Consider the following 15,536-nt stretch of genomic DNA (forward strand, 5'->3'; position numbering starts at 1 on the left):
TGTTTTTTCCGATAGAGTGGCCTTTTCGATGTCTAAAGGCCATTCCATCAGTGCATAACCTGTTCCGCCAGTCTCTGTATATTCTCTCCTCTCTTGCGCTGCTGCTGGGTTTCCAGGCCAGTGTGCATGCCGACACATTGAAACGCCTGATGCCTGCCGATCAGTTGGAAAATCTGGCGCATCACACCAATCAAGAGATCGCACATCGTTTCAGAGAGTGGCACCAGTTACTGGCAAAGCGAGAGCAGATGTCTGACCTGGATAAGTTGCAGGCGATCAATGCATTCTACAATCGCATGACCTGGGAAGATGATCTGGCACTCTGGAAGCAGCGCGATTATTGGGCCACTCCCGCCGAAACCCTGATCAGAAATGCCGGAGATTGCGAGGATTTTTCGATCGCGAAATACTTTTCCCTGCTGGAGATGGGCATTCCGGAACACCAGCTCAAAGTCGCCTATGTCCGCCTCCGTGACGGTACCGGCCATATGGTTCTGGAATACTACCCCCAACCGGATGCAGACCCATTGGTGCTGGATAACATTGAAACTGCGCTGCTACCCCTCTCTCAGAGAAAAGACCTGCTGCCACGCTTTCGGTTTGATCAGCACGCCGTCTGGTGGGCTAACCGCCCAGACCAGCCAGCGAGTACCGCCAGTGCGTTCAACCGCTGGGCTGATCTGATTCAGCGTATGAATCTGGAAGCGTTCTGATCAGGCAGGCGTCAAATCACGGATCAGCCGATCAATACAATCCACCACATGCAGGCTGGCCTGTTCCATTTTATCCAGATGATCCAGAACCCGTGTTTGATCACCCTGATCTGCCGCAGCCAAGGCTGCGCGACCACTGTCGTGTACCTGTTTATGCGGAATTTCAAGATCACGAAAACTACCCAGATGATGGTATTTACGCGCACCATAACCTTCGTAATACCAACCACCCAGCCGGCATTCAGTATGCGCATTCACCCCACTGGAGAAGTCTCCCGCTTCCAGCATGCTGTAGACGCGATTTTTCCAGATGGCATGGTCGAGCTTAACCGTATTCAGGAAGGCGGCATCCGTCGACTGTCGAATCACCGACTGCATGCGCACTGAGCGTTGCAGCACCTGATCCACCACCTGATCAATCTGTTCAGAAGACGCCGATACATCCAGCGCACTGTTTTTGCTGTCGGTGACCATATCCCGGATCTGACCGGTCTGGCTGATCACTTTCTGAATCAGACTTTCAATTTTATCACTGGCCTGATGCGCCTTACTCGCCAGTTGACGGACTTCATCCGCCACCACCGCAAAACCCCGACCAGCATCTCCGGCGCGCGCCGCTTCAATCGCCGCATTCAACGCCAGCAAGTTAGTCTGATCGGAAATCTCCTGAATCGCAGCTACCAGCTGATTGATGGCATTGGCCGTGCTATCCAGCACCTGGGCTACCTGAATACTCTGCTCAGCATGTTCGTTCATCCGCTCAGCCCGGCTCTGTAACCGCGACAGCGCATCGCGAGTCTGACCGAAAATGCCATCCAGTGCTTTCATCGCTTTACGTTCGTCAATCAGTTCCTCAGCGCCACCCGCCATGCCATCGCGGATCACATTCAGCATCTCCCCACCGCTAAGCTGATGTTCCAGAATTTTGCCATTGGCATTCAGCTCAACTTCCAGTGTTTTTCTGAGCTGCTGCTCCTGTGCCAGTTGCTGGCGCAACAACTGGATCTCTTGCTGATGACGTTGTGCCTGTTCATCCAATTGCTGCTGAACATTCGTGATTAATTGCTGGGTTTTGCGATTAAAAAACATTAAGAACACACCCTCGGAACATCTGAAAAAGACAATGCATTAAGCCTGAAACAGATCATACATTGCCCGTGACAAAGCGGGTTTGACCTGAAGCAAGCAAAAAGCACCGCTGGTCAGCTCCGAGGTAACGATTTTTCTCTAAAAACGGTTGCAAGGGGCGAGGGAGACTATTAATATTCCGCCCACTCTAGGACTATAGCTCAGTTGGTTAGAGCGCTACCTTGACATGGTAGAGGTCACCAGTTCGAATCTGGTTAGTCCTACCAATCCTTTCTGCTAGTCATTTCCTTTGCTTCTCTACTCGGTTGCCGCTTTTGGTTTTATCCCAATGGGTTGTTGGGCAGCGTTTCAGCAAAGCTGATTATCAATCATTGACCAAGCAACAGTCTGCGGCCTCAAGGCCTTTGATACGTACAGACTTGATCCGTCACTTGCAGACATAAAAAAAGGCCTCTGTAGAGACCTTTTCTGAGCAGTGTATTGGTGAATCGAATCAGTACCGATATTCCCAGGCGACACCCAGAATATCCTGACTCATTTTCAGGTTGGCTTCGCCACCGCCAAACGGTCCCGGAATTGAATTCTGCCCTTTGACTTCTTCCTCAAGCGCATGCGTGTAGGAGAAGGTCAGTGTTTGCTCCGGTGTTAACTGCCAGCTGGCACCCACGCTAAGGTGGTCTTCAATTACACCAGGGGCCAGAATATTCAGCAGAGTCTGACTGGATGGAATTGGCTGATTGGTATGACTGTAACCTGCACGCAGGGTCAGACGGGCGTCATACTGATAGATGACACCCAGTTTATAGACTTCAATATCTTCCCAGCCAAAACCGGGGCCGTTGTCAGCACCGAGTGGCGCCATCAGGCTGAGTGGATTACCCACAGAGGCGACTTCGCTGTACTCGATGCGCTCCCAGTCACCCGCCAGGGTCCAGCGGGGGGCAAACTGCCAGGCAAAACCCAGGCCGTAACTTTCTGGTACGTCAAAACCACCGTGTTTCGCAAAAAGCCCGCGATAACGGTTGAATTCATCTGTACTTACTTTAGAAGACCAGCTGGCACCCAGCGTCAGCGTATCTGTGACCTTGCCCTGCCAGCCCAGTTTCAGGCCCCAGCCGTTGCTGCTGTCGTGACCGTTATTGCTGACCGCACCGGGATCACTACTGATACCGGCAAAGTTCTGAATGCCTTCAGCCGCAAAGCGCTGATACACATAGGTCACACCCACACCCACACTGTGTTGTTCATTCACCTTATAGGCCAGAGAACCGGTAACAAACAGCTGAGTCAGATCCACACCCGCCGGGCCAGTGGCACCAAAGGACGCAAAGGGGTTTTGTTTATAGGAGGTGTTCATACCACCGTTGGCATACATCGCCAGGCCATAGGCAACGCGGTCATTTAGACGACGGGCAAAACCGGCTTCCGGAATCCAGAAGTGATGATCAGAGTTGGCATCATAGCGACCATTCAGTCCAAACCCGTTGCCCTCGATCTCTGAGCTGCGGTCAGGTGTGAACAGCGTCAGGCCCAGGTCATACTGATTACCCAACGCAATCAGCGAGGCCGGGTTACTGGCCGATTTAATGCTGTCATGGGCCAGCGCAAAACTGACACCTGCCATGCCCTGCGCTTTCACACTGCTGCCATGCATGAAATAACCATTGGTCGCCTGTGCAGTCAGGGGGATCAACGTCAGAACAAGTGTCAAACTGGAACGTGCAGATAAGGTCATGATGCTGTCTTGGAATCGATGAATTGTAAGATGCGGATATTAGATTAAAAAAATATAAAACTTAACTAATATAATGTAATTAAGTTATAACTAATATAATGCTTCACGTTTTTGTAACAGACAGGGATAATAGCGAATCTTCCGAGCTATTTCTGCGTTAAAGGTGTACCGCATATATGACGATTATCAATTTCACACCGGTTCCCGCCCTGATAGGAGGCGCCATGATCGGTCTGGCTGCCGCTTTTTTATTGCTTGCCAAAGGACGTATTGCCGGAATATCTGGCATTGCCGGTGGCGTGATCTATCCGGAACAGAAAGATGACATCAGCTGGCGCGTTGTATTTATAGTCGGCCTGATTCTGGGTGGTCTGATCTATCAATGGACTGGATTCGGCGTGGGTGTGACGCATATCACCGCGCAGGTAAGCACCCCGGTGCTGGTCATTGCCGGATTACTGGTGGGTATTGGCACCCAGATTGGTACCGGCTGTACCAGCGGTCATGGCATCTGTGGTCTGGCACGACGCAGTCCCCGTTCGTTGGTGGCGACGCTCTGTTTTATGGGCAGTGCGGTGGTCACCGTCTTTGTCGTCCGACATCTGCTGGGAGGTGTCTGATGAATAACCTGTATCGCCTGGGCGCTGCGCTGATTGCTGGTACCCTGTTTGGTTTTGGTCTGGCATTTTCTCAGATGATCGACCCGGCCAAAGTACTCAATTTTCTGGATATTACCGGTGCATGGGACCCATCACTGGCGTTTGTTATGGCCGGTGGCCTTGCCGTAAATGCATTGGTAACACCCCTCATACTGAAACGCAGCAAACCGATGTTTGCTGAGTTTTTCCGCCTGCCAACCAAGGTAGAGATTGATGCCCGTATTGTGGTGGGTGGCGTTATCTTTGGCATTGGCTGGGGGCTGGCAGGTTACTGTCCGGGGCCGATGATCACCTCGCTCAGCTTTGCCAACGCAGATATTCTCACCGTGTTTGTGGCATTTGTGGTGGGCACATTTATCAGCCGCTGGGTACTTGCGCACCGGGGCTGACCAGCTCACCCCGATGGCATCTGACTAACTGCTCTTATTCGTTTTGGGCTAGGGTTTAACTATTAAACATATTTATTAAAGTTATATGCAAAGTTAGCGATAGCTAACCATAGGCCTGGATGGCAGCCAGCCATATCAACCATCAACGTTGAAACTAAAATAACAAAAGGATCAGGCAGGTAATGGATACTGATCAACAGTTCAGCATGCCGCACCTTTTGGTGATTGAGGATGATCGTGTCTGCCTGACGGCACTCTCCCATATGCTGCACAACAATGGTTATGAAATGACCCTGGCTACCTCTGGCGAAATTGCGCTGGGGTTACTTGATCATCCCTACGACCTGATTCTGCTTGATCTGGGTTTGCCTGACATGAGTGGTCACGAACTGCTGCAGGCGATCAAAAAACAGCCCACTCTCACCGATGTTCCGGTGATCTGTGTCACCGCCTCAGAACGCTATAAAGATATCCAGCAGATGTTTACCGGGGGCGTACTCGATTATGTCATCAAGCCCTATCATGAGCTGGTGCTGATCTCCAAAATCCGGACCCTGATTGACCTCAGACGCAAAACAGCCCTGCTGAATAAACTGGCGGTGCGTGATGCGTTGACCGGCGTTTACAACCGGCGCGCTCTGGATGAACGACTCGCCAACGAGTGGCGGCGTGCCATGCGATACCGTCACTCTTTCAGTGTTCTAATGGTAGATATGGACAAGTTCAAAGAGGTAAACGACCTTTTAGGGCACAAGTCCGGGGATGAATACCTGATCTACACTGCCAATATTTTGCAGAGCCATGCCCGCCGCCCTTCGGACGTTGTGGTGCGTTATGGGGGTGATGAGTTTGTAGTGTTACTGCCGGATACGGGGCTGGAAGATGCCCGTGTACTGGCTGAACGCATTCGACAGGATATAGAGGGCTTAAACGACACCGCCAACCTGTTCAAACACACAACGCTGCAGCCCAGCGCCACCATTGGTTGTGCTACCACAATCCCGGCATTCGATTCTAATGGCTGGAGCTTGATTGAACTTGCGGATCAGTCGATGATGAGTCACAAACAACAGGGTCAACGTAATACTGTTATCTGTGTTGATGCCAACACGTTAACAAATCAATAAGGATGTTGCTTACCATCTGAGCCGCTCAGACGCATTATTAAAAGGCAGTTAATGAAAAGCATCACCCTTAAACGCTATATCACGCTGTCCGTTCTCCTGCCCTTCATTGTGCTTGTTGTCATGACAGTGCTGATGCTTACAACCCGTCTCTACCAGATGAACGCGCGAGCGGATGCAGAACTCGCCCATCAGGTGATTGAAGTCACAGAAGGTCTCCAGTCTGACCTGCTTGATGCCGAAACCGGGCAGCGCGGTTATCTTCTGACCCGAAAATATACCTACCTCGATCCTTACCTTAAATCGCTTCAGCCCACCGAAGATAAACTTGCAGAACTTGAACAACTGACCCGTCATGATCCTCTGCTCAGCCAGCGGGTGGTCACACTACGTCAGCTTATCGATATAAAACAAACGGAATTGGCTCAGACAATCCGCCTTTCTCAGGAACAAAATCATGCAGCCGCCATGGACATTGTGCTCAGTAATAAAGGCAAAGAGCACATGGATGCCATCCGGCTCGAACTGTCACAAATCAAGACCGCCGTCACCATGGCTGCCGCTGAACAACACCAGCGTATAGATCAACTGGCGACCCAGATTAACTGGATCATTATTATTTTTGCATCCACACTGGCTGCCCTGATCCTGTGGGCCGGTTTTTTAGCCCGCCAGCGTTTGCTGCTGCCCCTGCGTGATCTGATGAGCGCCGGCGATGCGCTGGCGCAAGGCAAACCGCACCAACTGCCCCCCACCAGTGACCGTTCAGAGATCGACCAGCTTTGGAATGGTTTTATCAAGATGCAGAACGCCTTGTTCTACCGTGAAAAAAAACTGACAGCCCTCAAACAGGAAGCTGAAGCGGCCAACCGGGAAAAATCTGCTTTCATCGCCAATATGAGTCATGAAATACGCACCCCGATGAATGGCATTATCGGCATGCTCAAACTGCTGCGTCAGGCGTCCCTACCTTCCATTCAGCAGGAACATGCCAACAAAGCCCATCAGGCGGCCGAGAGACTGTTACTTATTCTGGATGATGTACTCGACCTGTCACGGATTGAAAGCGGCAATCTGCCACTGAGTATGTCTGAGACAACTTTGGACTCACTGCTTGAAAACGCGGTAGACATCTTTGCCATCAATGCAGAAAAAAAACATATCGATCTGGGTATCTATGTAGAGCCCGGCATGCCGTTGAGCATCATCTGTGATCCACTGCGACTGAGTCAGGTGATTGCCAACCTGGTGGGTAATGCCATCAAATTTACACCAGAGTACGGGCATGTCAGCGTGCAGTTCTATTATCGCCCCAACCCTTCAGGTGATCGCCTGCTGGTTGATGTCAGGGATAATGGCGTTGGCATCACCAATGAACAAAAAGCCCGCATCTTCAATGCCTTTAAACAGGCGGATGACAACACAGCCCGTCGCTTTGGCGGATCGGGTCTGGGGCTTTCCATCTGCAAACGCCTGATGGAATTGATGCGGGGTGAAATCAGTGTGGAAAGTGAAATTGGGCACGGCACCTGTTTCCACATCAGCCTGTCGGTCCAGCGCCCGGACACAAGCCAGACCCTTGAAGAACTGGACCTCGCTGAACAGCACATGATAGTGATCGGAGCGGATGAACATCTACATGACATGGTCGAACTGCATGCAAAACACTGGTCGTTACAGGTAACGTTTTTAACTGATATACAAGCGCTGCACAGCCTGTCCGAAGATGCCCTTAAAGCCGTGGGAGTCATTCTGTTTGATGCCACCGCTGAGCAACAACTGGATTGCACCCCAGAGAAAGCACTGGCTCAGTTACAACGCTTGTTACCGCAACAACCCAAAATTATTTTCCACGTTCCGGCGCTGTTGTCTGCCGACTTACGTGGTGCGCTGAATAAACCCAAGGTTGATCTGATCAGCAAACCCATGAGTCCGTCACGACTCTACAATAGCCTGATCAGTACACAACACGGACGTAAGGCGAGTCAGTCGGATCTGGCTGATATCGCCGAAGACCTGTCGCACCTGCGCGTCCTGTCAGTGGATGATGTGGCACTGAACCATGATGTTGTCACCGGCTTGCTTGAGCCCTTTGGTATCACAGTGATCCGTGCCTTCAGCGGGGTTGAGGCCATCAAACATCTGCAGCAGAACAGCTTTGATCTGGTCCTGATGGACATCCATATGGATGATGTGGACGGCCTTGAGGCAACCCGGCATATCCGTGCACTCAACATGATTCAACAACCGGTGATTCTGGGACTCTCTGCCTCAGTTATGCAGGAAGACCGCGATGCAGGTCAGCAGGCTGGCATGAATGGGTATCTGACAAAACCTTTTCATTTGAATGCATTTATTTCCGCTCTGAAAGAACACAAACTGTATGAAAAAACGCTGCATACGCAAGAGCCCAACGATCTGTCACACGCCTTCCCGGCCTGCATCGACTTTGAAGACGCCATGGGCCGGTTTAATCACAATGCCGATCTGCTCTACAGCTGCCTGAACAGTTTTTTGACAACGTTCCAGGCATCAGTAAAGCAGTACCGGATTGCCCTGGCCGAAAACGATTTGCCCGCCATGCAACGTTTTTTGCTTAGCCTAAAAACCAATGCCAGAAACATCTCGGACCTGCAGTTAGAAAAAGAAGCGGAGCGGTTAGAGAACTTAATCAAAAGCGGTGAGAATCCGGACAGCCATCGCCTGCTACTGATACTGGATGAGCATCTGCACCAGTTCAGTAAACTCGTGCGTCCCAACCATCAGGCCGATGCAGAATCACTCTCGGACCCCGATCTGATAGCGCTGATTGAAGACGTCAGATCACGGTTGCAAATGAACCGTTTCATCGCACCCGGCATGCGCAATACACTGACACAAAACCTTACACAACAGGGCTATGGTACACAGGCAGCAGCCCTCTCGGCTGCGCTTGATGCGTTTGATTTCAAACACGCTGAAGTGGTACTCAATGGTATCCTTTTGAACCGAACTACAGCCGCCCCGTTGAACTGAGCCATCCATGTAAAGTGACCGTCCAGGCCAGCCTAGAGCTTGCACACAAGGACAGCACGCACCGAATCAGACTCTGCGGCAACCATTATGCTGCCACAAAAAAAGCGAACCCTTCCGAGGGGGCCATTGGAACGGTTCGCTTGAAAAAAGATGGCCAGCTTCTCAGAAGACCCCAACACAATGGCGCAGTGCGGTTGTTTTCAGAGAAGCCGACCAGGTTAGAACAGAGTGAGCAAACGCAGGTTCAGGCGTGCATCCTCTTTAAAACCGTTATCCACTGACAGGTCGCTGCCGTAGGTTGCGAGCAATTGTGTGGTTGGAGTGAAGAACCAGCCAAATCCCACCTGATACTTGGAAATTTCAGCATCATCTCCGTTGTCCACACCCTCCACTGAGGTTTCCCCAATCCAGGATTTAGACACACCTGCACGCAGATCGAAGGTAGGGGTCACGTTGTAACGCAGATACGCCTGCAGCTGGTAGCTGGCATCCTGTTCCAGCGTCAGGTTGGCCGCCGTGAAATCGTCGTTATCGCCATAAAAGGTGACATCACCGATCAGATCCAGTGTGGTTTTTTCGGTCAAGCCTTTGATATAACCGGCCTGCAGGGTCAATTTGTAGCGGTTTTCCCCCAGATTTAATGCATCGCCCTTGTCATAACTGCCGGTCGGTAAAAACAGGAACGGCGTCACACCAAAATACTCTTTCTCCTGCGGGTTGTTGACCAGCCAGACGGTCGCGGCCACGATCAGGTCACCCACCCCACTTGCCTCACCAAGACCGGACAGATCACCCTCTGCCTCAAGCTTGCCGAACGGCAACAAGAACTGAGGATCGACGATGTAGTCGCCCAATTTTGTGTAGTAAACCCCCCTAAGAATGCCAACCTGAGAGTCAAGTCCGTAATCACCTGCCAGCTTGTCATTATTGATATACAGGCTATCCCGTTCTGCGTATTGGCCGTACAGGGCCAGGAGCCGGGTGCCTTCGGGCAGAGCGGTGTAGTCCCCCGCATCCACATCCAGCGCATGGGCAGGCAAAGCTGTTGAGACAGCGGCAGACAACAACAATCCTTTCAGACCTGACTGGATCGGATTCAGCTTAAACATGGTTTTCTCCTTATCTTTTTTATATAGAGTGCATACTGAATCAGCAAGCCCTATGCCAAACCAGATAAAGAAAATTAAGACATTGATTTTTAATGATTTAATTATAAATACAGCGCAGAAAAGCGCCGCTAAATCTCATCTTGAGATGACGATTATCTCAAGATGAGATTTGTGATTTTTCATCTGAAGTCGCGAATATCCAAGCCATAACGCTGTATCTTGCGATACAGGGTAGCCCGGCCTAAACCTAACTGTTTTGCTGCAATCTCGACCTGCCCCTTACACTGACGCAACACCTCGCAGATCATCTGACACTCCTGATCCAGCAGGCGCCCATGTCTGGGCACAGCCCGTTGCTGACGAATCTCATCCGGCAAAGCGGTCACACCAATTTCGGACACACCTTGATTAAACACCCGCAGCACTTTGAGCACGTTGATCAGCTCGCGGACATTGCCCGGCCAGGCGTAGGCACATAGCTGTGTCAGCGCAGCTTCACTCAATTGAGCTGTGGGCAGATAGGTCTTAGCAAGCGAGAGGATTAACTGCCGCAGATTCGGACGCTGGCGTAGTGGAGGCAGATGCAGGTTTAAACCTTTAATCCGGTAATACAGATCTTCCCTGAACTGGCCCTCATGAACGGCCTGCTGAAGGTTTCGATGACTGGCAGTAATCAATCTGAAATCACAGAAACGGTTACGCTCTCCCCCCAGGCGGGTCACTTCACCGGTCTCAAGTACACGGAGTAAGCGCGCCTGAAGTGCCAGTGGCATATCACCAATCTCATCGAGGAATAGCACTCCCTTATCGGCCTGCTCAATTTTGCCCCGGGCGCCCCCCTTACGGGCACCGGTAAATGCGCCCTCCTCATAACCAAAGAGTTCACTTTCTATCAGGCTTTCAGGAATGGCGGCACAATTCAGCGCAATAAACCGGCCGGGCAAAGCACTTTCCTGATAGAGCTGACGGGCCATCACTTCTTTTCCTGTCCCGGTTTCACCACTCACCATAACCGGCAGGTCCGCCTGCAAAGCGGTCCCCCCCTGCACCAGCAGGCGCATCAATGCGGGATCACCCATTTCAGGCTGGGGCCGGTTACGTGCGCCGATATCACATCCGCTGACGACAACACCACTGCTGCCCGGATAGAGGCGTGCGCTGATATCAAGCCCGGAGTGCAGACGTAACCGGTGCAGATCAGCTTTACGATTCAGCATTAACTGGGCAAAACTTTGCTCAAAAATCGCTTCAAAGCTGACATCTCCTTTTATCCGATGCAGCTCAAGCCAGCTTTGTGCCTGATGGCAGGCTGTGGTTAAAACACCATGCGCATTGAATGCCAGTAACAGGCCATCTGAATGCTGCGTATTCACGCCGACAGGCAGTTGCACCAGATTCAGTTCAAGCGCCATATAGCTGCGTTGTTGAAAAAACAGTCGCCGCTCCACCTGCCGCGCAATCTGCCGTGCAATCTGTTTGGCACCATAGTCGGGGCGCTCGGCACAACGGGACAGATCCACCACGCCCAATACCCTACCCTGACGATCCAGTACCGGTGCCGCAGCGCACTGGAAACCGGTGATCGATTCCACATAATGCTCACCCCCCAGAATGCTGACCTCTCGGCGCGCATTGATGGCACAACCCATGGCGTTGGTACCAATGCATTCTTCGGCAAAGCTGATGCCGGGGCGAAATGTATGTTGTGTTGCCACATCATGCCGCCGCAGATCCCCCTGAATTTGCAGCGCTATGCCACTGGCATTGGTGAGCACCACCAGATAACCCGCCGTTTCAATCTGTTGCTGGAAACCGGGTAATACGTCGGAAAATGCCGCCACCAACGCCTGATCCTGCTCAAGCAGATGGTTGAGCTGTTGTGAGCTGACGGGTAAAAAATCCAGATATTCCAGATGGCCCAAACCCATGGTCTGGCAGCGCTGCCAGGATTCGCGTACCAGTGCATCCAGCATCACATCGGGATTTTGCTCCTCAAAGAATTGTTGACGCGTTGCATTGATCTGCCGGTTGAAGTCGAGCCATACCTTCGCCATACCTGTCTCCCTGTTATTCCCAGCGCACGTCACACATCAACATATACCCGGCACCGTAAACCGTCTTGATCAGCTCCGGTTTGCCATCGGTCCCCGCCAGTTTTTTCCTCAGACGGGACATGCGTACATCAATACTGCGGTCATACGGCACAATGTTGTCTCCCAGCAGCTGGTCCCGGGAGAGAATCTGAAACGGATGCTGCAGCAGGGCCAGTAACATGTCGCCTTCAGCCCGACTGAGGGTTTCCTCAACCCCATCTTCTGGCAGCAGTGACAGGGCACTGGGATAAAAACACCAGCTGGCAAACCGGGCGCAGTGCGTTTTCGGGGTAACTTCTTTTTCAACTGAATGGAGGCGGCGCAGCACACTTTGCACCCGAGCCACCAGCTCGCGGGGTTCAAAGGGTTTAGTGATGTAATCATCTGCGCCCAGCTCCAGCCCCAGCACACGGTCTGTGACACCGTCGCGACCGGACACAATGATGATGCCGATATTTTGGCTCTGCAGTTGTTTAACCAGCTCAATACCATCCATATCCGGCAGGTTAAGATCCACAATACAGAGAGCCGGACGTTGCTGTGCAAGGCTGGGCAACACCGCGCCGCCGGTCTCAAAATGACAGGTATCAAAGTGGAAATTTTGCAGACTGCGACACACCAGATCAGCCAGATCCGTTTCATCCTCGATCACATAGATCAATGCTTTTTTATCCATTCTCTGACCCTGAACCTTCCCCGGCGGTGCGCTGAATGGCTTCATTCAACGACTCGGATGTAAACGGTTTCTGTAATAGCGCAAAGTTGAAACTCAGTGCAGGTGGCGGTTCGCTGTAACCGGTCATCAGCACAATAAAGGCCTTGGCAAACAGCTTATGTACCTGCACTGCCACCTCGTAACCATCATGTTTACCGGGCATCACCACATCCGTCACCAGGCCGCTCAACTCTGGCAGGCCACTGCCAAGCATTGTCAGGGCTTCATCCGCACTGGTGGCTTCAAGCACCTGAAACCCTAATTCCAGCAGTTGACGGCGTACAACCCGGCGCACATCTTCGTTGTCTTCGACCAACAGCACGAGCGCATGGCCATCTCCCCGGATCACTGATGTTTTGGCAATTTCGGATGAGCGTCTGCCGGGCAGTTTAGGTGACGCCGCGGGCAGCAGCAGCTCTATGCTGGCACCGCCTTGCGGGCGGTTGCTGAGCCGGATATAGCCCTGCGACTGTTTCACAAAACCGTACACCATACTCAGGCCCAGTCCGGAGCCTGCACCCGTGGCTTTGGTGGTAAAAAAGGGTTCAAACGCTTTTTGCAGCGCGTCGTCACTGAACCCTTCTCCGGTATCAGTGATCTGCAGATGCATATATAAGCCAAAGGGCACCGGTTCATCATACCCCTCCGGCATCGGCTGCTCCGGTTTAGCTTCAAAACCGGAAACGTGCAGCGCCAGTGTGCCGCCTTTTGGCATCGCATCGACAGAGTTGAGCGCCATGTTCACCAGCGCATCTTCCATCTGCGCAGCATCCAGATACACCCCGGGGGAACCGGCCACAACGCAGGTTTTCAGTTCGACATTCTCGGGCAGAGGTGCTTTGAGCAGGGAGACCAGATCACGAATCAGCACTTCGGGACGGATATAATCGGGCTGCAAAGGCTGGCGTCGTGAGAAAGCCAGCAGTCGGCGCGTCATATCAGCCCCGCGCCGGGTCGCGCGGATGGCAGGAGCCAGATTGTTGCTGAGGGATTTGGGCAGGTCTGGATATTGCTGCAGTTCCAGCAGATTGCCCAGTATGATGGTCAGCAGGTTATTGAAATCATGGGCCAGTCCACCGGACATCTGCCCCACGGCTTTCATCTTGCTGGCTTCTGCCAGACGCCGCTCGGTTTCACGTTCGTTGGTGATATCAATCGAGAGGTTCAGCAGACCCACCACCTCGCCCTGCTCATTGAAAAATGGCAGCACTGTACGGCGGGTGAGGATATCCTGTCCTTTAAACTGAAGCGGGTATTCATAGATCACCCGCTCGCCCTGCAGGGCGCTTTGGATATAGCCTTCAATATCCTGATACATCTTATCGCCGATCACCTGCGCCAGTTTCTGCCCGACAATGCTGCGTTTATCTTCACCGAACATCTCCAGATATTCACGGTTGGCAAAGATAAAACGCTGATCGGCGTCCAGATAAGCCACCTGCGCTGGCAGGGCATTCAGAATCAGGCGCTGGCGTTCCTCTACCGCCTTCAGCTCGCCCTGTGTTTTCTGCAGCGACTGAACGGCCCGAAGCAATTGCGCATTGCTTTCAGACAGGTCACGGGTGCGGTCATTCACCCGGGTATTCAGGGTGGTGATGTTGTCCCTTAAGCGGTCGACCATATAGTCAAACGACTCCGCCAGCGTACCCAGCTCGTCATCGCGACGAATGCCGGTTTTTGCGGTCAGGTTACCGCGACTGATGCGATAGGCCGTCAGGGAAAGTTTACGCAGGGGGGCCGTGATCCACTCGGCAAAGAAGAACGCGGCCATCACCCCGGCCAGCAGACCAAAAAAACCCAGCGCCATGATCCGCTGACTCAACTGTACTGAGCTGGCTTTCAGATCATCCAGATAGACCGACGAGCTGATGTACCAGTCAAATCCGGACAGGTGACGCACCAGCGAGAGCTTTTCATAGACATAGTTGCCCTGATCATCGGGCCGGTCCCATTTGTAATACAGTTCCTGGCCGGTATCCGCGACGGCAATCAGGTCCTGATAGATGGGATGTCCGGTGACGGGGTTGAGCTGAGTAACAAAGTTGCGCCCATGAATATTCGGATTGGGGTGAAACAGCATGTTCCCCTGTGAATCAAACACGTAGAGATAGCCATTATTGGCAATCTTGATATCTTTCAGGGCGTGGCTAATGTCGACTATGGCCTGTGCTTTCTGGTCTCGGATCTCGCGCTCAACATCATCAATATAAACACCCGCCCCGATCACAAACCCCCAGTCAGGAAAGTTTTTCACATAGGAGTACTTATCAATCACCTCGGTATCGTCAAGCCGGTACCATTTATAGTTGTAAAACCCTTCACCATCATCCAGTGCCAGTTTCACCAGCCTTGGGATCACCAGATTGCCGTCCGGATCTTTGAAGTCCAGCATCGATTTATCATGAAACCGGGGCGAGGGATGCGACAAGATATGGCTGTCATACCCAGCCACCCAGATATAGTCATCATGACCAAACTTGAACTGCCTTAAATGCTGGAAAACCTCAGCCCACACTTCAGCCTCCGACCGGCCAGCCGCCTTGCCTTCGGCCAGAGCAGCACGAATATGGTTTTCGGATAATTCGACAATCGAACGCAGCCGTTGCTCATGATAGGCCAGCGTACGCTGGATATAGGTTTCACTGTTGAAGTGAATGCGGTTGGCCAGATCGTACACCACATTCAGCACCTGGCGGTTGGCATGCAGCTCAAGACCAAACACATTGCTCTTGATCATGGGTACGGTAAACCAGTAAATCGCCCCCAGCAGCCCACCCACAAAGATCAGCAGCGACAGGAAAAGACGTAATGTGATCGGCGAATACTTCGACATGGCTTATCTAATTATTGTTATCTGTATCGAATCTAACACAAAGTTCAATACGCGCCTGCCTG

The 15,536-nt window shown here is 52.1% G+C and carries 11 protein-coding genes and 1 tRNA gene; 6 read left to right on the forward strand and 6 right to left on the reverse strand.

Translation table 11 applies throughout. The annotated features are described in order from the left end of the window. The first annotated feature begins 50 nt into the window (after positions 1-50). The gene (locus tag P2G53_RS08420; RefSeq protein WP_275816144.1) at positions 51-713 is read left to right on the forward strand and encodes a transglutaminase-like cysteine peptidase; all 663 of its coding nucleotides are present in this window, start codon (positions 51-53) and stop codon (positions 711-713) included. Here the strand turns inward: P2G53_RS08420 and P2G53_RS08425 are convergent, their stop codons facing one another. Further along, a complete protein-coding gene (locus P2G53_RS08425; protein ID WP_275816146.1) occupies positions 714-1,802 on the reverse strand; it encodes a methyl-accepting chemotaxis protein in 1,089 nt (362 codons plus the stop codon). Positions 1,803-1,991: 189 nt separating this feature from the next. Between P2G53_RS08425 and P2G53_RS08430 the strand changes: the two genes are divergently transcribed. Beyond that, positions 1,992-2,068 (forward strand) — tRNA-Val (locus tag P2G53_RS08430). A 227-nt stretch (positions 2,069-2,295) separates the two neighbouring features. On the opposite strand, the gene P2G53_RS08435 is transcribed toward P2G53_RS08430, so the two are convergent. Further along, on the reverse strand, positions 2,296-3,537 hold the full coding sequence (locus P2G53_RS08435; protein ID WP_275816148.1) for an outer membrane protein transport protein: 1,242 nt from the start codon (positions 3,535-3,537) through the stop codon (positions 2,296-2,298). Between the two features lie 176 nt (positions 3,538-3,713). Between P2G53_RS08435 and P2G53_RS08440 the strand changes: the two genes are divergently transcribed. From P2G53_RS08440 to P2G53_RS08455, 4 genes are all read left to right on the forward strand, one after another. Further along, complete coding sequence (locus P2G53_RS08440; RefSeq protein ID WP_275816149.1) at positions 3,714-4,157, forward strand: YeeE/YedE family protein; 444 nt, start codon at positions 3,714-3,716, stop codon at positions 4,155-4,157. Further along, a complete protein-coding gene (locus P2G53_RS08445; protein WP_275816150.1) occupies positions 4,157-4,585 on the forward strand; it encodes a YeeE/YedE family protein in 429 nt (142 codons plus the stop codon). The genes P2G53_RS08440 and P2G53_RS08445 overlap by 1 nt, the downstream gene beginning before the upstream one ends. 182 nt (positions 4,586-4,767) lie before the next feature. Then, complete coding sequence (locus tag P2G53_RS08450; RefSeq protein ID WP_275816152.1) at positions 4,768-5,712, forward strand: diguanylate cyclase; 945 nt, start codon at positions 4,768-4,770, stop codon at positions 5,710-5,712. A gap of 51 nt (positions 5,713-5,763) precedes the next feature. Beyond that, on the forward strand, positions 5,764-8,724 hold the full coding sequence (locus P2G53_RS08455; protein ID WP_275816155.1) for a CHASE3 domain-containing protein: 2,961 nt from the start codon (positions 5,764-5,766) through the stop codon (positions 8,722-8,724). 218 nt (positions 8,725-8,942) lie between these two features. On the opposite strand, the gene P2G53_RS08460 is transcribed toward P2G53_RS08455, so the two are convergent. From P2G53_RS08460 to P2G53_RS08475, 4 genes are all read right to left on the reverse strand, one after another. Further along, positions 8,943-9,833: a transporter gene (locus P2G53_RS08460; protein WP_275816157.1), complete on the reverse strand. Its 891-nt coding sequence runs from the start codon at positions 9,831-9,833 to the stop codon at positions 8,943-8,945. 179 nt (positions 9,834-10,012) lie between these two features. After that, the gene (locus P2G53_RS08465; protein WP_275816159.1) at positions 10,013-11,887 is read right to left on the reverse strand and encodes a sigma-54-dependent Fis family transcriptional regulator; all 1,875 of its coding nucleotides are present in this window, start codon (positions 11,885-11,887) and stop codon (positions 10,013-10,015) included. A 13-nt stretch (positions 11,888-11,900) separates the two neighbouring features. Next, complete coding sequence (locus P2G53_RS08470) at positions 11,901-12,602, reverse strand: response regulator transcription factor (RefSeq protein ID WP_275816161.1); 702 nt, start codon at positions 12,600-12,602, stop codon at positions 11,901-11,903. Further along, positions 12,595-15,474, reverse strand: a complete 2,880-nt coding sequence (locus P2G53_RS08475; protein WP_275816163.1) for a cache domain-containing protein — start codon at positions 15,472-15,474, stop codon at positions 12,595-12,597. Before P2G53_RS08475 ends, P2G53_RS08470 begins: the two co-directional genes overlap by 8 nt. Positions 15,475-15,536 lie beyond the last annotated feature (62 nt).

The organism is Neptuniibacter sp. CAU 1671 (assembly GCF_029222905.1).
Classification (GTDB): domain Bacteria; phylum Pseudomonadota; class Gammaproteobacteria; order Pseudomonadales; family Balneatricaceae; genus Neptuniibacter.